The 25,005-nt window shown below is 35.9% G+C and carries 27 protein-coding genes and 1 pseudogene; 20 read left to right on the top strand and 8 right to left on the bottom strand.

From position 1 onward, the window contains the following. The first annotated feature begins 192 nt into the window (after positions 1–192). Positions 193–597 carry a DUF4279 domain-containing protein gene (locus tag PZE06_RS02695; protein ID WP_150914034.1) on the top strand — a complete coding sequence of 135 codons (405 nt, stop codon included), beginning with the start codon at positions 193–195 and terminating at the stop codon, positions 595–597. An 819-nt stretch (positions 598–1,416) separates the two neighbouring features. Here PZE06_RS02695 and PZE06_RS02690 read toward each other — a convergent pair. Continuing rightward, entirely contained in the window at positions 1,417–2,547 is a 1,131-nt protein-coding gene (locus tag PZE06_RS02690; protein WP_150914032.1) for a metal ABC transporter solute-binding protein, Zn/Mn family, read from the bottom strand. 208 nt (positions 2,548–2,755) lie between these two features. Here PZE06_RS02690 and PZE06_RS02685 point away from each other — a divergent pair, with 208 nt between their 5' ends. From PZE06_RS02685 to PZE06_RS02675, 3 genes are all read left to right on the top strand, one after another. Beyond that, the gene (locus tag PZE06_RS02685; RefSeq protein WP_191963136.1) at positions 2,756–3,754 is read left to right on the top strand and encodes a permease; all 999 of its coding nucleotides are present in this window, start codon (positions 2,756–2,758) and stop codon (positions 3,752–3,754) included. 15 nt (positions 3,755–3,769) lie between these two features. After that, complete coding sequence (locus tag PZE06_RS02680; RefSeq protein ID WP_150914028.1) at positions 3,770–4,603, top strand: TIGR03943 family putative permease subunit; 834 nt, start codon at positions 3,770–3,772, stop codon at positions 4,601–4,603. 523 nt (positions 4,604–5,126) lie between these two features. Then, positions 5,127–5,651, top strand: coding sequence for a hypothetical protein (locus PZE06_RS02675; protein ID WP_150914026.1), 525 nt, complete (start codon positions 5,127–5,129; stop codon positions 5,649–5,651). Between the two features lie 63 nt (positions 5,652–5,714). Here the strand turns inward: PZE06_RS02675 and PZE06_RS02670 are convergent, their stop codons facing one another. The 3 genes from PZE06_RS02670 to PZE06_RS02660 all read right to left on the bottom strand — a co-directional run bounded on the left by PZE06_RS02670 (position 5,715) and on the right by PZE06_RS02660 (position 7,779). Beyond that, positions 5,715–6,536 carry an STAS domain-containing protein gene (locus PZE06_RS02670; RefSeq protein ID WP_150914024.1) on the bottom strand — a complete coding sequence of 274 codons (822 nt, stop codon included), beginning with the start codon at positions 6,534–6,536 and terminating at the stop codon, positions 5,715–5,717. 195 nt (positions 6,537–6,731) lie between these two features. Beyond that, on the bottom strand, positions 6,732–6,917 hold the full coding sequence (locus PZE06_RS02665; RefSeq protein ID WP_150914022.1) for a hypothetical protein: 186 nt from the start codon (positions 6,915–6,917) through the stop codon (positions 6,732–6,734). Between the two features lie 97 nt (positions 6,918–7,014). After that, complete coding sequence (locus PZE06_RS02660; RefSeq protein WP_150914020.1) at positions 7,015–7,779, bottom strand: DUF2087 domain-containing protein; 765 nt, start codon at positions 7,777–7,779, stop codon at positions 7,015–7,017. A 366-nt stretch (positions 7,780–8,145) separates the two neighbouring features. Here PZE06_RS02660 and PZE06_RS02655 point away from each other — a divergent pair, with 366 nt between their 5' ends. The 6 genes from PZE06_RS02655 to PZE06_RS02630 all read left to right on the top strand — a co-directional run bounded on the left by PZE06_RS02655 (position 8,146) and on the right by PZE06_RS02630 (position 13,048). Next, entirely contained in the window at positions 8,146–8,610 is a 465-nt protein-coding gene (locus tag PZE06_RS02655) for a CBO0543 family protein (RefSeq protein ID WP_225310587.1), read from the top strand. A gap of 108 nt (positions 8,611–8,718) precedes the next feature. Next, positions 8,719–9,633, top strand: a complete 915-nt coding sequence (locus PZE06_RS02650) for a phosphotransferase (RefSeq protein ID WP_150914017.1) — start codon at positions 8,719–8,721, stop codon at positions 9,631–9,633. 206 nt (positions 9,634–9,839) lie between these two features. Beyond that, positions 9,840–11,456, top strand: a complete 1,617-nt coding sequence (locus PZE06_RS02645) for an ABC1 kinase family protein (protein WP_150914015.1) — start codon at positions 9,840–9,842, stop codon at positions 11,454–11,456. Positions 11,457–11,475: 19 nt separating this feature from the next. Further along, positions 11,476–11,841 (top strand): VOC family protein, encoded by a 366-nt coding sequence (locus PZE06_RS02640; RefSeq protein WP_225310586.1) that lies wholly within the window; start codon positions 11,476–11,478, stop codon positions 11,839–11,841. 361 nt (positions 11,842–12,202) lie between these two features. Further along, on the top strand, positions 12,203–12,385 hold the full coding sequence (locus tag PZE06_RS02635) for a hypothetical protein (RefSeq protein ID WP_150914011.1): 183 nt from the start codon (positions 12,203–12,205) through the stop codon (positions 12,383–12,385). Between the two features lie 147 nt (positions 12,386–12,532). Continuing rightward, on the top strand, positions 12,533–13,048 hold the full coding sequence (locus PZE06_RS02630) for a YfiT family bacillithiol transferase (protein WP_150914009.1): 516 nt from the start codon (positions 12,533–12,535) through the stop codon (positions 13,046–13,048). 19 nt (positions 13,049–13,067) lie between these two features. On the opposite strand, the gene PZE06_RS02625 is transcribed toward PZE06_RS02630, so the two are convergent. After that, positions 13,068–13,718, bottom strand: a complete 651-nt coding sequence (locus PZE06_RS02625) for an HD domain-containing protein (RefSeq protein WP_150914007.1) — start codon at positions 13,716–13,718, stop codon at positions 13,068–13,070. Positions 13,719–13,823: 105 nt separating this feature from the next. Between PZE06_RS02625 and PZE06_RS02620 the strand changes: the two genes are divergently transcribed. Together PZE06_RS02620 and PZE06_RS02615 are read left to right on the top strand one after the other, a co-directional pair. Continuing rightward, complete coding sequence (locus PZE06_RS02620; RefSeq protein WP_150914005.1) at positions 13,824–14,162, top strand: DnaJ family domain-containing protein; 339 nt, start codon at positions 13,824–13,826, stop codon at positions 14,160–14,162. A gap of 108 nt (positions 14,163–14,270) precedes the next feature. Then, positions 14,271–14,801, top strand: a complete 531-nt coding sequence (locus PZE06_RS02615; protein WP_150914003.1) for a CBO0543 family protein — start codon at positions 14,271–14,273, stop codon at positions 14,799–14,801. A 56-nt stretch (positions 14,802–14,857) separates the two neighbouring features. Here the strand turns inward: PZE06_RS02615 and PZE06_RS02610 are convergent, their stop codons facing one another. Continuing rightward, entirely contained in the window at positions 14,858–15,103 is a 246-nt protein-coding gene (locus PZE06_RS02610; protein ID WP_150914001.1) for a hypothetical protein, read from the bottom strand. 206 nt (positions 15,104–15,309) lie between these two features. Between PZE06_RS02610 and PZE06_RS02605 the strand changes: the two genes are divergently transcribed. The 4 genes from PZE06_RS02605 to PZE06_RS02590 all read left to right on the top strand — a co-directional run bounded on the left by PZE06_RS02605 (position 15,310) and on the right by PZE06_RS02590 (position 19,168). Next, complete coding sequence (locus PZE06_RS02605; protein ID WP_225310585.1) at positions 15,310–15,477, top strand: Spo0E family sporulation regulatory protein-aspartic acid phosphatase; 168 nt, start codon at positions 15,310–15,312, stop codon at positions 15,475–15,477. Positions 15,478–15,908: 431 nt separating this feature from the next. Then, positions 15,909–16,631 (top strand): protoglobin domain-containing protein, encoded by a 723-nt coding sequence (locus PZE06_RS02600; RefSeq protein ID WP_150913997.1) that lies wholly within the window; start codon positions 15,909–15,911, stop codon positions 16,629–16,631. A 68-nt stretch (positions 16,632–16,699) separates the two neighbouring features. Next, positions 16,700–17,203 (top strand): methyl-accepting chemotaxis protein, encoded by a 504-nt coding sequence (locus PZE06_RS02595; RefSeq protein WP_191963135.1) that lies wholly within the window; start codon positions 16,700–16,702, stop codon positions 17,201–17,203. 231 nt (positions 17,204–17,434) lie between these two features. Further along, positions 17,435–19,168: a S8 family peptidase gene (locus PZE06_RS02590; RefSeq protein WP_150913993.1), complete on the top strand. Its 1,734-nt coding sequence runs from the start codon at positions 17,435–17,437 to the stop codon at positions 19,166–19,168. A 67-nt stretch (positions 19,169–19,235) separates the two neighbouring features. On the opposite strand, the pseudogene PZE06_RS02585 reads toward PZE06_RS02590, so the two are convergent. After that, positions 19,236–19,450, bottom strand: a pseudogene (locus tag PZE06_RS02585) (cytochrome ubiquinol oxidase subunit I); the annotation flags it as partial. A 293-nt stretch (positions 19,451–19,743) separates the two neighbouring features. On the opposite strand from PZE06_RS02585, the gene PZE06_RS02580 reads away from it, so the two are divergent. From PZE06_RS02580 to PZE06_RS02570, 3 genes are all read left to right on the top strand, one after another. Next, entirely contained in the window at positions 19,744–20,793 is a 1,050-nt protein-coding gene (locus PZE06_RS02580; RefSeq protein ID WP_150913991.1) for a C40 family peptidase, read from the top strand. Between the two features lie 403 nt (positions 20,794–21,196). Further along, entirely contained in the window at positions 21,197–22,420 is a 1,224-nt protein-coding gene (locus PZE06_RS02575; RefSeq protein ID WP_150913989.1) for an MFS transporter, read from the top strand. A gap of 99 nt (positions 22,421–22,519) precedes the next feature. Next, complete coding sequence (locus tag PZE06_RS02570) at positions 22,520–23,680, top strand: cysteine desulfurase family protein (protein ID WP_150913987.1); 1,161 nt, start codon at positions 22,520–22,522, stop codon at positions 23,678–23,680. Positions 23,681–23,798: 118 nt separating this feature from the next. Here the strand turns inward: PZE06_RS02570 and PZE06_RS02565 are convergent, their stop codons facing one another. Beyond that, entirely contained in the window at positions 23,799–24,020 is a 222-nt protein-coding gene (locus PZE06_RS02565) for a hypothetical protein (RefSeq protein ID WP_150913985.1), read from the bottom strand. Positions 24,021–24,171: 151 nt separating this feature from the next. Here PZE06_RS02565 and PZE06_RS02560 point away from each other — a divergent pair, with 151 nt between their 5' ends. Continuing rightward, on the top strand, positions 24,172–25,005 hold the full coding sequence (locus PZE06_RS02560; protein ID WP_150913983.1) for a formate/nitrite transporter family protein: 834 nt from the start codon (positions 24,172–24,174) through the stop codon (positions 25,003–25,005).

The following is a 25,005-nucleotide window of genomic DNA, read 5'->3' as shown; positions in this document are numbered from 1 at the left end:
AAATACTCCAGTGATGTTAAATAATCCTGATGGTGAAAATCCGTATGCAATTTTCTGGTCTATGTTAGCGGTCTATGAAAAGGTAAAAAACAAAATAGAACTTAATTTTCAGAAAGTTAATCGCAGTTATTTAAAGCGAAAAGGAACTAGAATTCCAACTGGTAAGTATATTAAGTAGGAGGTTCTGATAAAATGGCTGGAACAGAAATTTGTGCAGAATTTAATATCATTGGAGAGGACTTCCAAGAAGAGGCAGTTTCAAATGTTTTAGGATTGATCCCTTGTGAATTTTATCATAAAGGCGACCCGATAAAAAATCGTAATTTAGTACGCAAGGAAACTTGTTGGTCAATTAGTTCTGGGTTTGAAGAGTCCTTAAACATAAATGAACAGATTAAAAAAATTTTATATAAACTTCATAATAAAAGTGAGGAATTAATTTTTTTAAAGAAAAAATTAAACCTTGATTATTTGTTATCGATCACAATAAAGGTTCAAGAAGAAAATGTACCTGCTATGTATTTCGAGTCAACTTTAATAGGTTTCATTAATTATATTTCAGCAGAGATAAACATAGATTTATATTTACTTACTTAGAAATATGCTTGTACCTGAATCAATAAATATGTTTTTGTAAAATGAATCAAGAACCTATATATCAATTAAAAATAATTAAAGGATAAGAAACCTGTCTACTTGTCCCCAGAGTGCTATCTAGAGAGAAAGCTCTTCAGAGTTTTTTCATTTCTAAGAATATCCTTTATTTCCCAATCGATTTTATTATTATATTCTCTCTAAATGTAAATAGTTAGTTCCAACAAGTTTACTGTATAACAATTGCTTTCTGTGTAGAATTCATAATTTCTACTGTGGAAACGAGAAAAGAATATGGATATTGTGACACAATTAACATTAAGTCCAAAGCTGGTTCTTTAGCGTAGGAAAAGTAGGGCTTAATTGTTTTGATTTTTACTTAGCATATGTTACCAAGACTAAAGATGAAAAATTTGTTGATTTTATAAAGCTCTTACATATTAGATATGTCTAGTATATGTTCTTGTTATTGAACCTTGCAGGGTCATATTACTTATTGGATATAGAGGAGGCTATCTTAGCTCCAACACATCTATCTAGGTTACACATCCCTTTTCAAGTAAAAGGATCGCTAATGCTTATATATTATTATGGATAGTGGACATATTTGGAGTTGTTCAGTTAATTTGTAAAAGATGTTAAATTTTCACCAAAAAGGCGTACATTTTGAACATAATGTACGCTAGTTAACGTATGTTTTCCATGTTTTGTTGGTGAGATTTTTAAATCAAAAAAGACTGCAGACAAACTTGACTTGCTCGAGAGTTTGTCTACAGTCGATACAAATGCAGTAATAACCCTTGTCTTTGTACTATTTTATTTTTATTGTAACGCTTGTTCTAATGTAGAAAGATTTTTATTCATTAGGCTAAAATAATCCTCGCCATTATTCCTCTCGTCTTCTGAAATGGACTCCATTGTGTATAAATAAAGCGGTGTAGCACCAATTTCATTTTTTACAATTTCTGCGATCTTAGATGTAACATTCTGTTCGAAGAGAATATATTTTAGTTGCTTTTCCTGTGCCAGCTCTGCAATCTTTTTAAGCTCGCGTTGAGATGGTTCATTTGCCGGTGTAAGGCCAGATACTGCGATTTGTTTGATCCCGTAGCGTTCCTCCCAATAGCCATAGGCAGCGTGTGATACGAGGATTTCTGGATTATTCTTTGATTCTACTAAATCTTTAAACTGCTGATCTAGTGTTGTTAACTCATCAGCTAACGCCACAAAATTATTTTCAAAATATTCCTGTGCATCAGGATTTAATTCAATTAGAGCGATTTTGATATTTTCCGCAAGTTTGACAGCACGCGTCGGATCTAACCAGATGTGAGGATCGATTCCACCGTGGTCATGGTTGTGTTCGTGCTCATCAACGCCATGTTCATGCTCATGCTCTTCAGCACTGTGTTCGTGCTTATCATCATGTTCATGCTCATGCTCTTCAGCACCGTGTTCGTGCTCATCTTCGCCATGTTCATGCTCATGTTCTTCAGTTCCGTGACTGTGCTCATCATCATCGTGGTCATGTTCGTCAACTTCGTGTTGATGCTGGTCTTCATGAGCAATCGCATCAACACCATTTGCAGCTTCAACAAATTTTACATTCTCGTTTTTTAAGGAAGTAGCAATTTTCTCTGCAAAAGGTTCCATATTTAAGCCGTTATAGATGAACGCATCGGCAACGGCTATACTTGTCATTTGTTTAGTCGTTGGTTCATAGCTATGAGCATCAGCGCCGGCTGGAATGATACTTTCGACTTCTACATAATCTCCGCCTATTTTCTTAATGAAGTCTTCAAGAGGATAAAGAGTCGTATAGATGCTCAATTTATTTGTTTCGTCCTCTAAAGTTGTTGTTTGTTCAGTCCCATCGTTTTTCTGGGCGTTGCTACAGCCATAGAAAAATAAAGATACGACAAAAATAAGTGCTATTATGAAATTTCGTTGCATTTAAGTACCTCTTTTCAAAAAATAAGTTCGATATTGATAATATCGTAATCATTACGGATTGTAAATAGTAATAATTACGTTTTATTTAAAAATATTAGTAATAAATGATGTTGTCGCAAATATACTAGACTATACCTTTTCAGCATTACTAGATTTGAAAGATAGAACCAGTAAAAGCGAACTTTCGTGGTGGGAGATGAATAAGGAAATGGTCAAGCTGCATTCATATTTACTAGATCTTACAGGATTAGTAGTTTTCGTTATCGTCGTATATGTTGTGATGTTCAGTCAGTTTGCTGGTGAACAAGTATTAAATCATATTCCTAATTCGTTTCAACAGTTAAATACTATTTTTTTAAGCATATTAATAGAAGCCATTCCTTTTGTCTTAATTGGAGTGTTCATTGCCGGTTTTATTCAAATATTTATTTCGGAGGATCATATTCGAAAATGGATACCAAAAACTAGATGGTTGGGGATCTTTATGGGCTGTGTTGTTGGTGCGTTGTTCCCTGCTTGTGAATGTGGGATCGTGCCAATTATAAGGAGGTTAGTAGCAAAGGGGGTTCCGATTTATGTAGCAATAGGATTTATGTTAACGGGTCCGCTTATTAATCCAATTGTCGTTTTATCAACTTATATGGCATTTGGAAATGATGCAAAAATGGCATTGCTGCGAATGGGAGTAGGTTTTCTTGCAGCACTTATGATCGCTTTCATTATAAGTGTACTTTATAAAACGAACCAATTTAAACATGCGATAAATCATCCAGGTTCATATTCAGCACATCATCATAACCAAACATTTTTACAGCGCCTGGAAGGAATGATCAACCATTCTATTGATGAGTTTTTTGATATGGGGAAATTTTTGATTATAGGGGCGTTTATTGCCGCTTTTGTACAAACTTATGTACCTGCGCAATCACTGTTATTATTAGGCAACGGGGTAATAGGCTCAACGATCGTCATGATGGGGCTTGCTTATTTTTTATCACTTTGTTCGGAAGCTGATGCATTTATTGGTGCTTCATTTATGAATTTATTTACACCGACCTCAATACTAGCTTTCTTAGTATACGGTCCGATGATCGATTTAAAAAATACAATTATGTTATTAAGCGTATTTCGCGCAAAGTTTGTATTTGTTTTACTCGCCATAATAACGGCTGTTGTGTTTATATTTGTTAGCTTAATTGGGATGTAAAGGGGGAGAAAAGAAGTGGTGCGAGTTCGTTTTCAACATTTACTAAAAGCTGCTTTATTAGCAGCCTTTGCTTTATTTTTTATGAAGCTCCATTTGACTGGAGAGATCTCCAATTATATTAATCCGAAATATGAAATTATGAGCATAATTGCTTCATGGGTCTTTTTTCTACTATTTTTAATACAATTGTTTCGCATTTGGGGAAGAGATGACATCCACATTGACTGTTCTCCAGCTTGTTCTCATTCTCATAATGGAGGAACTATAAAATTTATTCATTATGCCATTATTCTATTTCCGTTAGTAACGGGTTTTGCATTGCCACCAACCACCTTAGGCGCTTCAATTGCTGTCAATAAAGGTTCAATACTTCCTCATGCTGGCCTTATGGAAACCCATGATGAAGTTATCAGTAATGAAAACTATATGAACGAAGAGGAATATAATCGGAAGTTAGCAAGTCTTGAACAAGCTGGGTTGATCAATATGTCTTCGGATATGTATTCGTCCTATCACGGGGAGATGATTTCTAATCCAGAAGCGTTTGCCGGTCGCAAAATTAAATTAAGTGCTTTCGTCTATAAAGAGCAAGGATTAGAAAAGCAGCAATTTATTTTAGCAAGATTTCTCATCACTCATTGCATTGCAGATGCAAGTGTTTTAGGGTTATTAACGGAGTTCAAGCAAATGCCTGAGCTTAAGGAAGACAGTTGGGTTGAACTTGAAGGGACTATCGAAGTTACGACGATACATGGTCAAGTGCTTCCAGTTATTAAAGCTTCAGATTGGCGTATTATCGATGAACCAATTGACCCCTATGTTTATCCCGTCCTTGTTAAAATTGTATAGCTTGATAAGTGTTATACGGTGAAAGCTTCTGAATTTTAATTAGATGAAACGAGCAGATTACTTCGTAATAGAGAGGATGGATAAAGTAACGAGAGAAAAGCAAAAGAGAATAGTAGTTATTCTTTCACGATTACGATGGTTTTGACGATATGTTCGCAGCTTGTTTTTTGGATAGTTCCCCATTTGCCCCTTTACTCAAAGACACGGGTAAATGGAATGCTTTCTAAATCATCCACCTTGTAGCTGCATAAATTGATGCGGTTTAAATAGCAATAATCGAAATGAACCCTAATGAAATGTCCATCTTTTTAATAAGATTATCATCATTTTCAATTTTTTTGTTTTGTAAAAAGTAGTCATATTCTTTTATTAGCAAAAAATCACCTAAGTCCATATTCGTACATTATTCAAAAGATACAGAAATGTAATATAAAAAAATGAAACTATCCCTTTGATCGATCGTCATTATAGGTAGGGGAATTTTATATTCTTTTACAATTGATTTATGCGGGGGAGATCGTGAATGCGAAATAAACCATTTCTAGTATTTATGATATTCGTAACTGTCGTTGCTATGTTGCAAGGATGTGGGAATACAAGTGCTCAAACAGTAGCAAGTGATTTAATTCATACTGAAAAGTCATTTCCGGTAAATTTTTACTCATCATCAGAAAAGGGGATCTTAGTTTATAAGGTGACCAATCAAGAGGATTTTGATAAGCTATGGGAACATTTTCGCCTTACCGATAACCCTGCTGAGATTGATTGGAATCAACAGTCAGCTATCTTTCTTGGAATAATCGAGTCAAGTAGCTGTCCTTTACAGTACAAATTGGCAACATTAAATGAAGAAAAAACTGAGGTAAGCTTGTATTTAGAAGTAGACTCTGAAGCTGGCTGTACAGATGATGCAACGCCAAGAACGATGGTAATTGCGATGGATGCAGCGGAAATGAATAACGTTAACGTAGTTAAGATTGAAGACTATTTCGGTATCAATCCGATCGTTGAGTTTCAGAACATGAACGTGCAAAATGAAGAAATTTGAGAAGAAGTTTATTGAAAAGGTGTAATAAGAAGCTATCTGCCTTCCATAAAGCTTTAAAATGAGTTATTTGATAAATTGTTTTAATGCTTGTTGAAGACTGCCGAATGTTTTCGTATGGAAATCAAATTTGACTCCAATCTTTACAATTTTTCTTACAACTTCTGGTCTAAGGCCAGTGATAATTGTATTACAGCCCATCAAGGCCGCACCATCAATTATCTTCATTAAATTCCCAATGATATCATTTTCGATTTCGGCAATGCCGGAAAGATCCATAATTAACGTTTGAATGTGTGCTTGACCGATCTCTGTCAGTACTTTATCTTCAAGAATGGATGTTCTTAAAGAATCAATAGAGCCGATTAATGGGAGGATACAAACATCAGGTGTAATCGGGATGATTGGGACTGATAGTTTTTCAACTAATTCTCTATGAGCTGTAATCAAGGAATCTTTATATGTAGAATAACTGATAAAAAATGAATTTAAAAATTGATCGACGCGATTATTTATTTGTTGTTCTAAATCAAAAAAATCGCTTAGCTTCGTATTGTTGCTCATTTTGTAATAGATTTGAATAAATCTCCACAATGTCCTTCGAATTGCTTGAACCCATTCAAGTTTAAAGTTTAAATCTATAGAATGTGTCGCCCAAGCTATTCCTTCTTGCTTTGCAAAAAGAGTTAGTTTCTCTTCTTCATCATCGATAATGTACACGACAAGCTTATGTGCATTATTGACAAGATCGATATTGCCAATAGCCAGAATCTCATTAATTTTATCCCTAACATTTACGGCCTCTGTTAATAATTTATCTTCAAATTTCTTGCTGTTAAGTTCAATAAATTCTTTTAGGTTGTATGACTTTTCAAAATTGTATTCCATCTTAATCCTCCAGCTATCGTCTAAAATCTTAAAGTTTATTACCCTCTATTTTAAGTGATTAAACTTATAAATTAAATATTAATACTATAAATATAGTGTTTATTTTTGTGGAGTGAACATCCTCTATACAGAAATTTCAATATAAGCGTTTACATAAAAAAAGGATCAGTTTTGATAACTGACCCCATTCATTAACTAATTACGAACGAGTGCCATGACTCCTTTGTATATAATAACAAGCGCAAAGATAACGACAGCTAATACGCCGATAATGGTTGTAACAGGAGCTAAACTTGCTAAAAAAGTATCATCTAGAGGTACTCTTAGAAGGGCAAACCCCGCTAAAATACTCGCAAGCATTAAAAGAATAAATCGATCCATGCTTCAGACCTCCTCCAAGCTGAAGTTATTGAAAATGGAGAAGTTTTACTTAAGATCTCCGGATAGGTAAAGGAAGGATGAAACCTTTCCATCTATTTTAAGTACATCTCCAATACGTAGTCCCATCTTGAGCACGTTCCATAAATCCATACTCGATTAAGTATCTTCTTAATGTCACATAGTCATGAAAAATTGGTTTAAGAACTGCATTGATTTCTTTTTCAGTATATTTTTTTCCTATTTCAAATTTAGTTAAAATTTGTTGGAGGACAATTAATTTCCGTTTTTCTTTACTAGGAAAAGTGTCTAAAGGTCCATCTAGTCCGTTTTTAAAATAAGTGGTTAATATTTTCTCACGCTCTATTTCCGTAACAGCATATCTTTCATCCACCATTTTTGCCCCCTTATGAAATGTTACAAAATTTTCTTCCTTCACTTCATTATTTTCTAGCAATTTCATGAGTGCTAGAAAAACTTTCGCTTGCTTCTCTTTTTCTTTTAATTTAAAGCGATGATTTCGAATCGTGGATGTACTCGAATCGAGCTTTTGGGCGATTTCTTTGTCAGAAATGCCCTGAGAAAAGTAATGAAGAAGATCTCTTTGAATAACTGATAAACCAGTATGCCTCTTACCCAAGCTTAATAAATAGGCAAACATTGAATGATGAACGCTTTGAATATGCTCAGTAATCGCTTTTTTTGCTTCAAAGTAGATACCTTCACATGAACTTGGATAGATGATTCCGTTTTCAAATTTTTCATTACAAATGAGACAAATAAATTCATCACTAGCTTTATTGAAAATATAACCTTTTGATAGATCCTCTACGGCAACTGACCAAAATAATGTGTTATCAACCATTTAGTAAACAACTCTTTCATTTGTTTATTTAATTATAGACATAATACAGAAACGTTTGTTTATTGTCAATTGTTTTCTTTATTTAAAATAAGGTTAAAACAATTTTGTTTACAAAAATAAATTTTTCTTATTTTTTGGTGCAAAATATAACTTGCAAATAAATTCAACGAATAGGCGGTGGTGGACAGTCAAATATTCAAATTTAGCGAAGGCCTTGTTAAAAAGAAATGTTGATAAAAGATCTTTAACTCATTTCTTGTGAAGCCTTGGTCTTACAGACCATTGCAAGAAATGAGCAAAAATCATCATGGACTTATAACAAGTTCTGGCTAAAAAATGTATCAATATTTGAGTGAGGTGGCTTTATTGAAGAGAGATAAAATGATATTGTATACGATTTGGATTTTTACAGCTGGTCTTTTGTTGATTTTTGTGCCAAAACAGCGAATGCGGCAAGCGCTGTTAGCTTACTTTTTTAAACAAAGTATGACGTGGTTATTTGGTTTACTAGTCGTAGAAAATCGCTTCATAATTTATCCAGTTAGACTTTTCAAGAGAGTCAATAAGTCCAGTTTTTCATATGAATATTTTTTTTATCCGGCCTTTTGTGCACTTTTTAATTTATATTACCCAGAAAAGAAACCTTTTTGGATCAGGGCATTTTATAATATCTTTTACACAGGTCTGCTTACGGGGATTGAAGTTCTTGCGGAAAAATATACGAATTTAATTAAATATGTGAAATGGAGATGGTATTGGAGTTTTCTCACGATCGGATTGACGAATTATGCGTCACACTTGTTTTATCGTTGGTTTTTTAAGGTGAAATAAAATATAAAAAAGGGCTAGGATAAATGAAAAAAGATTGATATGATGAAGGAAAATATTGATGAATTTTGAAAATTTAATGTTTTTTAAAAACGAGAAAGGCTGAGGCAAATGGCGGCATTTTGGAATCCTGAAAAGGTTATGACGGCTGAAGAAGCTGCGCTCTTGATTAAAAATCAATTCCCGAATTTAACGATATTAAAAGTGACCACTTTTGCAAAAGGGTTTGATAATACCGCTTTTTTAATTAATGATCGATATGTTTTTCGATTTCCCCGCAGGGAGATAGCTGGGGAATTAATAAAAATAGAGAATCGCCTCTTGCCGAATATTGCTCCGAGCTTGCCACTGGAAATTCCAAAACCACAATATATTGGGGAAACACAATCCGATTTTCCATGGGCATTTAGCGGGTATGAACACCTTGGCGGAATGATTCCTGAAAAATTAACAAGAGAGCAAAGAATGAAATCAACAATAATCTTGGCGGAATTTTTACGAAAGCTTCATAACTTTCCGCTTCAACATGCTGAAAAGCTACAAATACCTTATGATAATTTGGGAAGATTGGATCTTAAGAAAAGAAAACCGCTTTTGATAGAAAGAATCAATTCCTTAAAAACGGAAAATCGCTTAAGCGATGGGTTATACAGCTCCCTTCTACAATTTATAACAACGGTAGAGGATACATTTGTCGACGAGAAGAAAGTGCTTGTCCACGGGGATCTTCACCTTCGCAATATGCTAGTCGATGATGAAGGAAAAATTACGGCTGTTCTCGACTGGGGTGATACACATATTGGAAGTCCAGCCATTGATTTGTCTATTGCATATAGTTATCTCCCATCAGAAAGCAGAGATGTATTTTTTCAAGCGTATGGTGACGGGGAAGAAGAAATAAAAAAATTGGCTCGTTTCAAAGCGATATATTCATACGTCTTACTTCTATTATATGCCTATGATCAAAAGGACAGAGACCTCATAGATGATTGTTACTTTTCATTAAATCTAGCATTGGAAAAATGAGGTTACGAGATTAACAGTGTCGAAGGTAAACAGTAGATATTTAAATAAAGAAAAATTGGAAAAAGTTATCTGAGGATGCTTTGTCAGAAAGTGTAAAAAGGGTTTTTTTAATAGATTTTAAACAATGGCTGCTAGTGGATGGAACTAGTCGAGTCAAAGCTTTTTTTGTGAAGAGCTAAATTAATCAATTTCAATGGAGTTAACATATGGCCACAAAAAATAAGGTTGTTAGAATGTCGAAAATACTGTCTCTTGCTTTTACAATATTTTTTAAAATTTCCTGGTTTCGAATTCGAAAGAAGAGCCCGGCTGAGTGGGACAAGCTTTGGGAAGAAAGTGGGATTAAGTTTCGAAAAACTTTATTTGAGCTAGAGGGACTGCTAATAAAAATTGGGCAAATCTTAAGCACGCGTGCTGATTTCCTTCCTCCCTCTTTTATTAAACAAATAGAGGATTTGACTGATCATGTTCCTCCATCTAGTTGGAATGACATCGAAAAAATTTTGAAAAATGAATGGGGTTCTGTATACGAGTCAGGATTTCAAACGATTGAAAAAGAAGCGGTCGCATCTGCCTCTATTGGTGAAGTCTATAAGGGCTTATTAAATGATGGCAGGGAGGTTGCTATTAAAATCAAGCGTCCCCATATCGATTCAATTATTACCACTGATTTCAGTACATTAAAAATTGTTATTTGGTTTGCTAACCATCTTGTACCATTGCCGAAAGGCTTTATCGATTTTGATATTCTTTATCAAGAATTAAAGGAGGTGATAGAACGAGAATTAGATTACCGTCATGAAATGAAAACACAGATTTATTTTAAGAAAAGATTTGAGACATTTGATTATGTACAAATTCCTTCTTTGTTTCCAGAATTAAGTACATCGAAAATCCTTGTCATGGAATGGATTGAAGGAGAAAAAATTACTCAAGCGGCTAAATCAGTGGGAGATGTTGCTTATGGACGTGAACTTTCACAAAAGCTAATTGAGTTATTTCTGCCACAATGGTTGGAACCAGGTATTTTTCATGCCGATCCACATCCGGGGAATGTCCTGATTACGAACACAGGTAAAATTGCTTTGTTGGATTTTGGGATGATTGGAGAAATTACTAATAAGGATGCTAGCTACTTTCAAGGACTTATCGAAAGCATCTTGGCAAAGGATTATCGTAAGGCAGTGCAATGTTTGACCGAACTGGGCTTTATCCTTCGAGAAGCTGAATCGAAAACGATTGAAAAGCTATTGGAAGAAATGCTATCGTATCAACCGAAGCAATTTTCTGAACTTGATATTGTTGCTTTAAAATTAGAAATAACTGCTCTTATTCAACAGCTACCTATTCAAGTTCCGACTCGATTTGTGTTTTTAGGACGGGCATTTATGACGATTGAAGGGATTGTCGCACAACTAGCGCAAGAGGAGGATGTTCTTGAGCTAACAAAGCCTGTATTTGTGAAATGGTTAAGAAAAAATGGTCACTCCTCATGGTCATTAGTTTGGCAATGGATTCGTTCAAGTCCAATATTTAGTTTCTATCATGCAGTTACCAATTTTTTAGATTCACCTCAAAAATTAGAAGAATTAAAGGAATTAGAGCAAAGAAGAGCGTTTCGATTTACCCAGTACGAGAATTTTAAAAAGCAAGCTTTTCAGCTGCTGTGTCTAGGTCTTGCTGGTATTGGTGTGGGCATCTACACAGCCCATATGCTCATAACATCTATTGCCGCAGGAATTTCTACGCTAGCCTTTTTCATCTACATAAGAAGTTACTTAAAGCAAAAACAGTGGTTGAAATTTATGCACGTAAAACGTTGAAAGTGGGAGGAGAATGGTTTTGAAAAGTCCAATAAAAAATAAAATTAATTTAGTATTTATTCCAGTATCCGATGTAAAACGAGCAAAAGAATGGTACAGCAAGATCTTAGCAATTGAAGAGGGTGATGATTTTTTTGAGCATTTGTTTGTTGCCAAAATGGACGGAGCAGGGCTAATTCTTGACACGATGCCAATGTGGCGCAGTGAGGATGGACAGATTCCGAGATTAAATGCGCCAGTGATCCAATTTGCTACTGACGACATTGCTAGAGCTTACGAATTTATGCAAGCGAATGATGTTGAGCTTGTAACAGACATCCAGCATAATCAGTTTTTTGTTTTCAAAGATCCAGATGGAAATATGCTCATGGTGTGTGGAAATTGAAAAACTGACCTTATCTTACATTTAGAAAAAAAGAATGCACTATTTTTTATGGCATAAAGCTAAGTGCTGGGATGCGAGATGGCGGTAGAATTGTTTGGTAGTAAGGGAGGGCGGGGAGGACGGTTTGAAGTAATGACAAAGGGGAATGATTTGAGGGAGAAATACCGTACAATCGTCTGGAGTAATTGCAGTGATTTTTTCAGTATGCTTGTAAGAAAGAACTTAGGTTCTTCTTTATTTTAAACATGGCTCTTAAAGCTTTTTTATGAATAATACAAGATCTTCTGTTCATAAGGATTATTAAGGCGAGGTCAACGTCCAATGCGAAAAAATAAGCATCAGTAGGGGGCTTGAATGACTATTGAGAAGAAACAGAAATATGCCCATCGTACTGCTCCTTGGTCTTTTCTTAGTTTTATTATTGATCATATTGGCGATTAAGCATATAAAAGTTTATATCGTCTTTAGTTCAGGTCTAGGGCCGTTTTTCTTAGTTGCTTTAATAATCTTATTAATGATAGTTGTCTTTTTGAAGGGAATTTAGTTGACAAGATAAGTAGAAGACGAACGATTTGTTGTTTGTTTTTTTAGTTGTCAGCAATCTAAAGCGACATAAAAACTAAACCTATTGTTTAAAAAGAGGCAAGAGGAAGAGGGAGAAGATTTGAATTTATACTAAGGAGGGATCTGCATGGACGAAAAATTTCCAATTGGAAAATTTCATCTTAACCAAGACATAACTGAACAACAGATTGACAATTGGATTAATGATATCGAAATGCTGCCGCAGCTTTTACGAGAAATTGCTGTAAATGCAACAGAAGAGGAACTTAATACTCCATATCGGAAAGGAGGCTGGACAGTCAGACATGTTTTTCATCATCTTGCCGATAGTCATCTGAATGCTTATATTCGTTTTAAATTAGCAATTACTGAAGATAAGCCAACGATTAAGCCATACGAACAAGATAAATGGGCAAATTTAGCTGACAGTAATGAGCCGGTTGCTGTTTCTATAAAACTACTAGAATCACTTCATCATCGAATGGTCATTTTACTCCGCAGCCTCACTATGGAAGATGTTCAAAAAGTGTTTATCCACCCAGAACTAGGAGCTGTGACAATCAGTCAGAATATAGCACTGTATTCATGGCATGGAAGACATCATCTAGCCCATATTTCATCTGTTTGTACACGAACAGCTTGATGAAGAACAATGTTATCTGCTACGGACAATCGTTCTCCCATTCGTTGAAAAAGTCCTGCAAATAGCGTTCCATGATACGGTGCCGTTCTTCAGCAAGTTGTTTCCCATAGGTTGTATTCATCGTTTCTTTTAGTTTCAGAAGCTTTTCATAAAAATGATTGATTGCGGTAGATTTCCCGTTTCTATATTGTTCTTTCGTCATAGTTTCTCGAGGTTTGAGTGCTGGATCATAGATAAGGTCCCCTTTTGAGCCTGCATAGGCAAAGGTTCTTGCGATTCCGATTGCTCCGATTGCGTCTAAACGATCGGCGTCCTGAACCACTTTTTCTTCAAGGGTTGTCATTTCTGGTTGATTCCCACCTTTAAAGGACATCGTAGAAATAATGGAAATTACTTGCTGTGCTGTAGTTCTGTCCACTCCAACAGAATTTATCCAGTGCCTGACTTTTTGCAGCGCCTCTGATTCGCTGCTGTTTAATTTTTCATCAGCAATATCGTGGAGAAGGGCAGCCAGTTCACAAATATAGAGATCTGCCCTCTCCTTAGAGGCAATGGTTTTTGCAAGGTTCGTTACTCGGACGATATGATACCAATCATGTCCGCTCCCCTCATTATGAAGTTCGCTATATACATATTCTTTTGTTCGTTCGATGATTTTTTCTTTATCCAAATGGTTCACCTACTAAATAGTTCAGTCTGCTTTCCACAAAAGCATAACATGCTACTCTCATTAATGCTATTAATCTTATTGATGTTAAACAGAGGAGGAGCAAAAATGGAAAAGAAGTACAATGATTTGATTGGTGATATACTGGAACGTTCAGGTGAGAAAGATCGTTACCAGGAAAAGTGGAGAGGAAAAGCTCTTCCGAAAGAGTATTTAAAGATGGATACTTTTCAACATTTTCAAAAAATAGCAAAGGATGCAGGTTATTTACCACCGTGGCTTAAGCTGCAAAAAGAAATTTCGGCACTTATTCAATCTTGTAAAAATGCTGATGAATTGAAGAAAATTAACAAAAAAATCAAGGAATATAATAAAATTTGTCCACTGCTCTTGCAAAAACCAACGATTCATAACGAACAGTTGGAAGAGGCAAAGAAAATATGGTAACCTTATAAAACTTTCTACCTGTTACAGGTCTCTCACATAGGAAATATTTACAATTCTAATCAAATGTTATAAAATGGAAATAATAAATATTGGATTAGGAGTAAATACATGAGTAGTATTATCTATGCTTTCGTATGGCTGTTAGCTTTATGGAAGTGGGGAGACTGGAAAAATTGGGAGAAATATTATTCGACTATTCTTTTTTTCATAATGGGAGATTTTATTTACTTATACCTATTATCTGATTCCTTTCCAATGTGGAAGTACACTCCTTTACAATTTGACAGCAGCATCGGTTTTACAAATTCTCATATTTCTTTATTGATTATGTACATTAAGTACCCAGCAACTGTACTTATTTATCTGGCCAAATTTCCACAACATAACAAAGTGAAACAGTTTTTTTATTTTTTAGGGTGGGTACTCTTTTATTCAATTAATGAGGTCATTGATATTCAATTACATTTTTTAAAACATTTCAATGGCTGGAATATATGGTGGTCTGTCATTTTTAATATTGTGATGTTTTTAGTACTTTTGATCCATTATAAAAAACCACCAATTGCATGGCTAATTTCTTTCTGTTTTATTTTATTATTGTGGAATTTCTTCGATGTTCCAGCAACTGTATTTCGCTAATTTTGATGGTATTCGGATGTCTCGCCAGCTTATTTTTTGGACGAGTCATCCACCTTCTATCCATTCTCAATACTTTCAATAAAACTTTTCCTTACGACAGTAAATGTAGCAAAGTGGTATAAAAATTCATGAACAAACGTGCTGGGGTCCTCTTTATAATCAAAACATAATAAAAAGTCTTCTAGTACTTCTTCCTCTAGCTCATCGGCAAATCCTTGTATCCAAAGCTTGTAAGCAAAAGATTCTCCTATATGGCCAAGGGCACATCGCTCAAATACGGATTGAATGTCATCCTTGTTCATGTACTCATTCCTTTCCATTTTTTAGAGTTCCCTTAGTGATACAACACTATGCGAAATGGAGCGATACAAATTAGTGCTGCTTCCACTAAAAACTGGATTCGTTATTCTATTATTTACTTCTTCCATTATTTAACAAGATAATTTCTTTTTTTTTAAAATAGGCTATAATTTCCATTATGTTGGCTGTTGTTTGGGAGGATAACGCGGTGAATCCAGAAAGAGAGAATGAAGACTTATTCAAAGATATGGAAATGTTAAGAGAACAAATGATGGTATCAGGGCATCATTACGGCTTGTTAAATTCAGAAACGCTAAAGTATAGTCAGCGGCTGGATGAACTAATCTTTAAGCATCAATGTTATAAAAATAAATAATGAAATGTTTTAGAAAAGGTCTCTATCAGTCGAATTTCTTGACAGCAGGGAGCTTTTTTTTATCGCATTGCAGTAAAACGTTTATGAATCTTAGGCCTTTGCTCAATTTTGGTTCCTCACAATTTCACAACCCTTTTTATTTCGACTCCATGAAACGGTAAGAGATTTTTTTATTCTACAAGTTTCATAGAAACAGGGACGTATAACAAAGCATGATTTTATGAGAGAACCGTTTTTCTCAAGTCTTTTATCATTGCTGAAATACATTGGTAGTGAAGAGAATCATTTATTAAATACTATACACATCTTGTCAAGGGTAAAAAAGTAGTTCTTTTGAATCAATTATTGCTGTTATTTGAATAAAAAAGTAGTATGATGAATAGGACAGACAGATAGATATAAAGAGAGAATATAGTTGGAGGAGATTGATTTTGTTTAAAAAACGAAAGGAAAAAGCATTGAGAAAGAATTATTGGCAAAATGAAGAAGTTATTTCTGAGAGGATAATCGTCTCACATCCGATGGTTACTGAAAAAGTCAAAATGCTTAAACTCTCAAAAGAAGATTTGTATTTTGTCGCATATGTAAAACCGTTAGTTGAAACGCATATTGATGGACTTGTCAACGAATTTTATGAAACTATTCTTCAAGTCCCTGATTTAAAAAACATTATAGAACAAAATAGTAGTGTTGAAAGATTAAGGACTACGTTGAAAAAGCATTTAATAGAGCTTTTTGATGGTACAGTCGATCAAAGGTTTATAGAAAATCGTCTTGTAGTTGCGAAGGTTCATTACCGTATTGGTCTTGATCCATCTTGGTATATGGGGGCTTTTCAAAATTTGCAACATGCGTTATTTCATTTAATCAGCGACAACATAGTAGGAAAGGACTTTAAAGCGATTTGGGGAGCCGTTACAAAACTGTTAAGTTTAGAACAGCAACTCGTTCTTGAAGCCTATAATCAGGAGAATGATGAAAAACTCCAGCGGGTTTTTTTGGAGGGACAAAAGGATCTTCAGAAACGTATTTTAGAAGTTAGTGATGGACTAATTACGGTTTCCGAACAAACGAATGCTTCTGTGAAACGCTTATTTCAAATAGCCATGGTGTCAATCAGCTTGTTGAAGATAGCTATAAAAAGGCGAAAATAATACATGATGAGGTAAGGGGAGGACAAACATTATTATCAACTTTGTTAGATAGTATGAGGGATATGGAGATGGACACACATTCAATGAGAGAAACGGTCCTTCAGTTAGAAGAATCCTCGAAAAAAATCAGTAAAGTGGTAGAAATCGTTCATGCGATTGCTGAGCAAACGAATTTGTTAGCTTTGAATTCTGCAATAGAGGCAGCACGTGCTGGGGAACATGGGAAAGGTTTTGCAGTTGTTTCTCAAGAGGTACGAAAGCTGGCAGAGCAAACGAAGAATTCGATTGGCGATATTCAAGATTTAGTGAAAGCTTCGCAAAATTACACGGGTAAAGTAATGGAGATGCTAACAAAGGTGGAAGGAACAGTTCAAAGGGGGTTTGAATCTTCTAAAAATACAACGGAAACATTTCAATTAATAAGCAATTCAGTTGGGGAAAACGAAAGTAATTTAGCAATGATGGATGAAAGGATGGAGGAACTCGTTCATGTTATGGAAGAAATAGGCGAAGCAACGGAACATGTTGCCGGATCAGCAGAACAGCTCAATCGAGTTGCTCAAGTTCGCTAATTGGAAGGGCGCAATTTTATTGGCAGTAGGAAAGTTATTTTAAGAAAACGATTCGTTCGCATAAAAAAGAAGTTGGATGGACTAACAATTAGAATCAAAAAGTGAAAGCTTGTATCTTTGCATAGGCAAATGGTTCAAGCTTTTTTTATTTTTTAAAAAAAAGAAGGATTTACACATATTTAAAATCTCTAAACTTATCCTAAATAAAAACAGGTTGGAGTGAAGAGCATAATGAAGTTCCTGGCCATGTTAGTTTCTAATATTTTTCGATATAAATCAGTTCTTATGATAGCGTCTCTTTTTCTTATAAATGGGTGTGTCTCTAGCGATAAGGATCAGAAACGTGTTCCACAGCTAAGTTCATATCAGCAGTTGTCTAACGAAAATCTATCCGATGAACAGCAACCACGAACACGCTATTTGCTTCTTTTTAAGAAATGGGACGATATTAATATTGTGTTAAACGAATATAACGGAGTATTGATTAATGTATTAGAACAAATGCCAATTGTGACTGCTTTTTTGACAGAAGCTGATGCTGAATTATTGAAAAAAGATGCAAGGATTACATTAATTGAACGTGATAAAGTGGTTGAGGTCAATCCGGTAGAACAAGTTCCGTGGTTTAATAATAAAGTTATAAGTCCAAGTGCATGGGGAAGTAACTTTACTGGAAAAGGGATTAAAATAGCTGTTATCGATACAGGGGTTAGTCAAAATCATGAAGACATATTAATTGCCGGTGGCAAATCATTTGTGAATTACACAAACTTTATTGAAGATGATAATGGACACGGTACTCATGTTATCGGAATAATTGGAGCAAAGAAAAATGATAAGGGAATTATTGGCGTTGCTTATGATTCAAAGATTTATGCGTTAAAAGCACTAAATCATGAAGGGATCGGGTATTTATCGTCCATCATATCAGCAATTGATTGGGCGATCGAAAATCAAATGGACATTATTAATTTAAGTCTAGGGATAGACCAACCTTCTTTTTTGTTACAAAATGTCGTTGAACGAGCTGTTTCTCAAAATATTACGGTCGTGGCATCAGTTGGTAACGCGGGTACGAAAGCAGGAGACGAAGATACAGTTACTTATCCTGCTCGCTATCAATCTGTCATTGGAGTCGGAGCAATAGACGAGAATAATCAACGAGCTATCTTTTCATCAACTGGATCAGCAGTTGAATTAACTGCACCAGGTGTGATGGTCTTAAGTGCTTTTCCACAAAATGATTATGTTTATATGAGTGGAACAAGCATGGCTGCACCTATAGTAACGGGAATTATTGCTCTAATCAAAGAGGCAAATCCTTCCTTATCAACGGATGAAATTAGAGGAAAATTACAAAAATCAGCCATCGATCTTGGAGTTAGTGGAAGAGATCAATTGTATGGTTTCGGATTGGCTCAATCCCCGTTTTTATTTCGAGATATATATGGTCATTGGGCTAATAAAGATATACTAAATATGTATCAGCTTGGTTGGATGGTTGGTACGAAGACAGATGTCTTTTCTCCGGATATCACTTTGACAAGAGGGCAATGTGCAGTAATTATTGTCCGCGCACTTAAACTTACTAAGGAATCTGAATCTGTTCGACAATTTTCAGATGTTCCCAATGGATATTGGGCAAAAGCTGAAATCGATACTATCACACAACATAAGCTTATGATGGGGACAACATTTCGTACGTTTTCTCCTAATCGCTCACTAACAAGAGCACAATTTGCGGTCATTTTGGATCGGATCATGAAACTTCCGCAACCAACTATTGAAAATCCATTTAAAGATGTTCCAACTACCCATTGGGCGTTAAAATCGATTGTTGCATTACACGAATTGGGTGTTGTAAATGGGACAACCCAATCTAAATTTAACCCTGAAGGAAAAATCTCGCGAGCTCAAATGGCAGCGATGATGAATCGAGCTTATCCTTATTTATTAGAAAAATGAAAAACTACATCATTCCTTTTGTCGCAATACGGCATTACTCGATCACTTCCATCAAGTCTGACTATCATAAGAAGAGATGAACACCTGCGATGGTTCCGGTCGGTATTCCGACACCGAGAAGAACGGCAAATGATTTTGTCCAACGTTTTTCCATCACAACATAATGATAATGAAGCTCAGCGACCAAGATCATTAACGGTAATCCTACCCAAATAGTTGCAAAAATAATATGAAATCCATCGTTGTCCCAAATAAAGAACGGGCAATCAATAAATCGTCCACCTTCGTCTTTACTCTCAAAAAATGTTGTCTCCATGTTACTTCTCAAATTCAGTATCTATATGTAAATTTTGGTTAAATACGTGACAAGTTCTATTTCTACGAGCAATCAAAATTTTACCATTTTTAAAATCGGTGCAGATTCTCCTAAACCCTTTACATGCAAATTAGAAGGCTTACGAATTCTCATCGTCTTTAAAAATGATGAAATAGCAAGAATAAAAATAAGTTCTAACGATACATGTTAAAAATTGTGAAACCGCTAATCAGAGAAAACTTCAAAAAGGAGAGCAAAGATGGGAAAACAATTTTTAAAAATGATAGTCTTAGCAATGTTTATTCTTGGGATCACGATAGGTGAAACAATTACTGCTAATGCACAAGTTGAACAGGTACCGACAGCCGGTATTGCCATTAATGGCAAAATCGTAAATGGGATTAACCCAATTAAAATGGATGGTGTATATTATCTACCTTTCGTTCAACTAGCGAAAATACTCGGTTACAATTATATAAAGTTTGATGAGAAAACGTTAACCTATGAAGTTACAGATGGTTCAACTACAATTCGCACGACAATGGGAGGAACACAAGCGAAGAAAGGAAATGAATATGTCAATATTAAGGCTCCGCGTTGGATTAATCAGACAGCCTATATTTCCTTACATGCAGGTGGAGCGTTATTTAATTCATATATTACGTTCAACAAGTCAAATGGCTCTATTCAGGTACAAAAACCAGCTGAGCAATATGTTGTACATTCAGGTGATTCATTATGGAACATTTCTCTCTTACACCATACGACAGTTTCTGAATTAAAAGCCGTAAACAATCTAACATCCAATATTATTAAAGATGGACAAGTATTAAAACTTCCGAATAGTGGTTCTTTAAAAGAAATGGAACCTGTAAAAGAAAATGAACCAGTAAAGAATAATAATCGAACTTCTGTTGCCACGCAACGACAAAAATTATTAGAAGCAGCTAAACAATACATCGGTGCAGGTTACAAATATGGTGCTACTTTAGCGGAAGCACCAAAATTATTTGATTGCTCATCCTATACACAACTTGTCTTTAAACAAGTTGGCATCGATATTCCAAGAGTATCGAGAGATCAAGCAAGCAAAGGTACAACAGTTACTAATCTTCAGGCAGGAGATTTAATGTTCTTTACATTGAGGGACACTTACAGTGATGGGAGAGTTGCCCATGTTGGTATCTACATGGGGGACGGCAGCATGATTCATGCATCTACTTCCCTCGGTGTTGCGATAACAAAAAATGTCATGCAAAATAGCTACTGGTCAAGGAATTATTTGTTTTCAAAAAGGGTGATTCAATAGAAAAATCGTCGCTTCAAATAAGCAACACAGCCTGTATGGACACTCGTAGGTGTACGAGTTTCCCCAGGCTTTTTTCTTTTTGACATTGCCTACAGTTTTTTTTTTACGGACAGGTGAGACCTCACAAGAAAGCAACTGCTCCGAGGGGGCTCACCACCGTCAGCCCTGGAAAGTAAACGTCCGGAACGAAGCTTATAACTCCATTAAGGAAGGACAAAAGGTTTTCGCGATGGCTCTTATCGATAATCATGAGCCGTTCAAAATGGATGATTATTTTTATTGCTGAATTTTGTAGATGAATATACCGTTTCTATTTCAAAGAAATCTGCTATAATTTTCAAGATTGAGTCATTTTTGAATTTGGAGTTAGAAGTCCCTTGTAGAAAGAAGAGGTTGTGATCGAATGGAAAAATGGAAAAAAGATATTATTTTATTTTTAAGTAGTCAAACGATATCGCTTTTTGGCTCTTCGCTCGTCCAATATGCAATTATGTGGTATATAACGTTAACGACTGAATCAGGAATGATGATGACACTTTACATTATTTGCGGTTTTATCCCGACATTTATTTTATCGCCATTTGCTGGAGTGTGGGCTGACCGTTTTAATCGTAAAATACTGATTATTGCTGCTGATGCATCCATCGCGGTTGCAACCCTTGTGTTAGCGCTTGTGTTTTTATTGGGCTATGAAGCGACTTGGCTTCTTTTTGTAATGGCGGCAATTCGAGCGCTCGGTACGGGAGTACAAACCCCAGCAGTTGGTGCCATCTTGCCACAGATCGTTCCTAAGGAACAGCTTACAAAAGTTAATGGAATAAACGGTAGTATTCAGGCGATCATTATGTTTGTCTCGCCTATTGTCAGTGCGGGATTATTAACATGGACGACTCTTGAAATGATCTTCTTTATTGATGTTATTACAGCAGCAATAGCTATTTTTACATTGCTCACATTTTTTTCGATTCCTGTTCATGCAAAGGCGGCAGTCAAACAAACGACGAGCTACTTCAGCGATATGAAAGAAGGCTTAGTATATATAAAGCAAACGAGTTTTTTAAAGATCTTCTTTTTATTTTTCGCGTTTTTCTTCGTGTTGATGGCACCTGCAGCTTTTTTGACTCCATTACAAGTGGTGCGTAGCTTTGGTGATGATGTGTGGCGATTAACTGCGATTGAAATTGCCTTTTCAATCGGAATGATGCTTGGGGGAGGAATCATCGCTTCATGGGGCGGCTTTAAAAATAGAGTTTACACAATGACTTTTGCTAGTCTGTTGATGGGCATCTGTACGTTTGCGCTTGGAATCGTCCCGATCTTCTCACTTTATTTACTTTTCATGGCTATTTTCGGTGTAGCGATGCCGATTTTTAACACGCCAACAATGGTGTTAATACAAGAAAAAGTTGAAGAAAATTATCTTGGTAGGATTTTTGGTGTGTTTGGCATGATCTCCACTTCTATGATGCCAATGGGCATGCTCATTTTTGGTCCAATGGCAGATTTAATTGAGATAGAAATCCTTCTTATTACTACAGGTATGCTTCTCATCATAATCGCAATTTTATTAGGAAAAAATAAAACATTAGTGAAAATAGGGAAGCCAGCATTGACTGAACCTACGTAAGATCACAGCTTCCATTAGGGAGCATGGCGAAATGAAGCAGCTAGCTTTGTTTTGCTGTGCTCCTTTTTTGTTATAATTACAAAAAAGGAGGTTTTCACAATGGAAAAGGTATACTTAGATTTTAATGCAAGCACGCCTTTAGCTCCTGAGGTTATTGAAGTGATGAAGCCCCTATTAACGGATTATTTTGGGAATCCATCTGCTTTACATTGGGCAGGTATACCTGTGCAGAATTTGCTGCACAATGCAAGAAGGCAAGTGGCAGATCTGATTGGTGCAAGAGAGAATGAAATTATATTTACCAGTGGTGGAAGCGAAGCGAATAACCTTGCACTTAAAGGAGTATATTTTCAGAATCTTGGTAAGAGAAATCATATTATTACGACAAAAATTGAGCATCCAGCCATCATAAATCCATGTCGATTTCTTGAACGACTTGGGGCGAGAGTCACTTATGTTGGCGTCGATTCTGATGGACGAGTCTTGCTTGAGGAAGTTGAAAAAGCTATTACAACGGACACGATTTTAATTTCCATTATGCATGCTAATAATGAAACTGGAACGTTGCAACCGATTAAGGAAATTGGTGAAATCGCCTCTAAGCATGGAATCCTTTTTCATACTGATGCCTCCCAGTCAATTGGTAAAGTGAATGTGAATGTCGAGGATTTAAAGGTGGACATGTTAACGATTGCGGGCCATAAACTGTATGCGCCAAAAGGGATTGGCGCTCTTTATATAAAAGACGGAGTGAAACTGGAACCACTGATTCATGGAGCAGGTCATGAATACGGTTTGCGGGCAGGAACTGAAAATACATTGCTTGCTGTTGCATTAGGAAAAGCCTGTGAGTTAGCAAAGAACCCTAATGTAATGATTAAAGAGCTGACCGATTATTTGTGGCAAAGATTGAAAAATGAATTCGCTGAAAATGTTCAACTAAATGGACATCCAACCGAACGATTGCCAAATACGTTAAACGTTAGTTTTGTAGGTGTAGTGGGAGCGGAGCTTTTAAGGGCAATTCCTTATTTGGCAGCATCAACGGGGTCAGCGTGTCATTCTGGTAGTATAGAGCTTTCTCCCGTATTAAAAGAAATGGGTGTAACAGAAAAAGTGGGAATGGGAGCGGTTCGTTTCAGTTTAGGTCGTGAAACAACAAAAGAGGAGATTAATAGAGTGGTGGAGTCGCTCAAAATGGTTCTTAAAAAGGACAAGTCATCGTCATTGACATTAACAGTAGAGAACATAAAAGGTTAAAGGTGAAAAGTTAGTGAAATTATACCATAACGGCAGTACACCTAATTCATACAATTAGAAGCTATGCTTCATGTAAAGGGAACAAAAGCGGCGATTACTTTTGTTCCCCTTTTTTAATTTAGGAAGGCAGCATATAAACCTCATAAGAAGGCAATTCGCTAAGCTGTGCTTTTTTCAGGCGGCCTTCTTCAACAAGCTTTTGCACCTCGCGTTCGATTTCTATTGGCTTTACCCCAAATAAATCAGCCATTTTTACCGTTGAAAAAGAAATGTATTTTGGGCTTTTGGTGGATGAAATAATCATATTTTCAATTCGTTGAAATAACAGTTCTTTATCCATCTTAAAATTATCTCCTTCCATGCAATTTCTTCTGAAATTATCCATTTCCTATTTTGTTCAACATCATGCATTTTTTTCCTCGTTTATGAAATTCTAATAACGATATACGAGAATGAATAAAGATTTCATCTCAAAATAGGAGGCGGTGGAGATGGGTTTTCATCAGCCCCAGCGAATTGCTGAGTTAGCTGTTGAAGCAGGGAATCGAAAGGCAAACCTGCCACTTATAAACATGCTTGTTCTAGGGTTTCTTGGCGGTGCATTTATTGCGATAGGTTATTTGCTAGATATTCGAGTGGTAGCAGGCTTGCCCGATGAATGGGGAACGTTAAAAAACTTTATAGGTGCGGCCGTTTTCCCAGTAGGTTTGATTCTGTTAATCATCGCAGGTGGAGAGTTGCTAACAGGAAATATGATGGCTGTTTCCATTTCGTGTTTAGCAAAAAAAGTGCGCTTGCAGCAACTGGTTAATAATTGGTTTTGGATCACCATAAGTAATTTTCTCGGCTCAATTTTTATTGCTTTTTTCTTTGGCCATCTTATTGGATTGACTGGAGTAGAACCATATTTGTCAAGTACGGTTTCCATGGCTGAAGCAAAGGTTGAATCGGGTTTTTGGGCAAGTTTAATCTCTGGTATTGGCTGTAATTGGCTTGTTGGCCTTGCTGTATGGTTATCGTATGGAGCTGAGGATATTGCCGGAAAGATATTAGCTATTTGGTTCCCGATTATGGCGTTTGTGGCAATCGGCTTTCAACACGTTGTTGCTAATATGTTTGTCATCCCTGCAGCCATTTTTGCCGGATACTTTAGTTGGACAGAGTATATCGGGAATTTTGTCCCTGTCTTTATAGGCAATGCGATTGGCGGTGGAATTTTTGTCGGAACGTTGTATTGGATTGCCTACATTGAAACATTAAAACCAGCGGTGGCGGAAGGCAGTAATTTGCTGGAAATTAGAAGCAAGCAGAGACCAAGGAGGTAG

It is taken from the genome of Robertmurraya sp. DFI.2.37 (genome assembly GCF_029211245.1).
GTDB classification, from domain to species: domain Bacteria; phylum Bacillota; class Bacilli; order Bacillales; family Cytobacillaceae; genus Robertmurraya; species Robertmurraya methanolica_A.
This window is presented reverse-complemented; position numbering and strand designations above follow the sequence as displayed.

What these genes read in the sequence shown, in the direction of transcription:
- PZE06_RS02630 (WP_150914009.1), top strand. Translation starts at nt 12,533, where the DNA reads ATGGACGAAAAATTTCCAATTGGAAAATTTCATCTTAACCAAGACATA.
- PZE06_RS02670 (WP_150914024.1), bottom strand. Translation starts at nt 6,536, where the DNA reads ATGGAATACAATTTTGAAAAGTCATACAACCTAAAAGAATTTATTGAA.
- PZE06_RS02590 (WP_150913993.1), top strand. Translation starts at nt 17,435, where the DNA reads ATGAAGTTCCTGGCCATGTTAGTTTCTAATATTTTTCGATATAAATCA.
- PZE06_RS02560 (WP_150913983.1), top strand. Translation starts at nt 24,172, where the DNA reads ATGGGTTTTCATCAGCCCCAGCGAATTGCTGAGTTAGCTGTTGAAGCA.
- PZE06_RS02595 (WP_191963135.1), top strand. Translation starts at nt 16,700, where the DNA reads ATGGACACACATTCAATGAGAGAAACGGTCCTTCAGTTAGAAGAATCC.
- PZE06_RS02675 (WP_150914026.1), top strand. Translation starts at nt 5,127, where the DNA reads ATGCGAAATAAACCATTTCTAGTATTTATGATATTCGTAACTGTCGTT.
- PZE06_RS02660 (WP_150914020.1), bottom strand. Translation starts at nt 7,779, where the DNA reads ATGGTTGATAACACATTATTTTGGTCAGTTGCCGTAGAGGATCTATCA.
- PZE06_RS02565 (WP_150913985.1), bottom strand. Translation starts at nt 24,020, where the DNA reads ATGGATAAAGAACTGTTATTTCAACGAATTGAAAATATGATTATTTCA.
- PZE06_RS02575 (WP_150913989.1), top strand. Translation starts at nt 21,197, where the DNA reads ATGGAAAAATGGAAAAAAGATATTATTTTATTTTTAAGTAGTCAAACG.
- PZE06_RS02695 (WP_150914034.1), top strand. Translation starts at nt 193, where the DNA reads ATGGCTGGAACAGAAATTTGTGCAGAATTTAATATCATTGGAGAGGAC.
- PZE06_RS02645 (WP_150914015.1), top strand. Translation starts at nt 9,840, where the DNA reads ATGGCCACAAAAAATAAGGTTGTTAGAATGTCGAAAATACTGTCTCTT.
- PZE06_RS02620 (WP_150914005.1), top strand. Translation starts at nt 13,824, where the DNA reads ATGGAAAAGAAGTACAATGATTTGATTGGTGATATACTGGAACGTTCA.
- PZE06_RS02650 (WP_150914017.1), top strand. Translation starts at nt 8,719, where the DNA reads ATGGCGGCATTTTGGAATCCTGAAAAGGTTATGACGGCTGAAGAAGCT.
- PZE06_RS02610 (WP_150914001.1), bottom strand. Translation starts at nt 15,103, where the DNA reads ATGAACAAGGATGACATTCAATCCGTATTTGAGCGATGTGCCCTTGGC.
- PZE06_RS02685 (WP_191963136.1), top strand. Translation starts at nt 2,756, where the DNA reads ATGGTCAAGCTGCATTCATATTTACTAGATCTTACAGGATTAGTAGTT.
- PZE06_RS02580 (WP_150913991.1), top strand. Translation starts at nt 19,744, where the DNA reads ATGGGAAAACAATTTTTAAAAATGATAGTCTTAGCAATGTTTATTCTT.
- PZE06_RS02615 (WP_150914003.1), top strand. Translation starts at nt 14,271, where the DNA reads ATGAGTAGTATTATCTATGCTTTCGTATGGCTGTTAGCTTTATGGAAG.
- PZE06_RS02570 (WP_150913987.1), top strand. Translation starts at nt 22,520, where the DNA reads ATGGAAAAGGTATACTTAGATTTTAATGCAAGCACGCCTTTAGCTCCT.
- PZE06_RS02690 (WP_150914032.1), bottom strand. Translation starts at nt 2,547, where the DNA reads ATGCAACGAAATTTCATAATAGCACTTATTTTTGTCGTATCTTTATTT.
- PZE06_RS02665 (WP_150914022.1), bottom strand. Translation starts at nt 6,917, where the DNA reads ATGGATCGATTTATTCTTTTAATGCTTGCGAGTATTTTAGCGGGGTTT.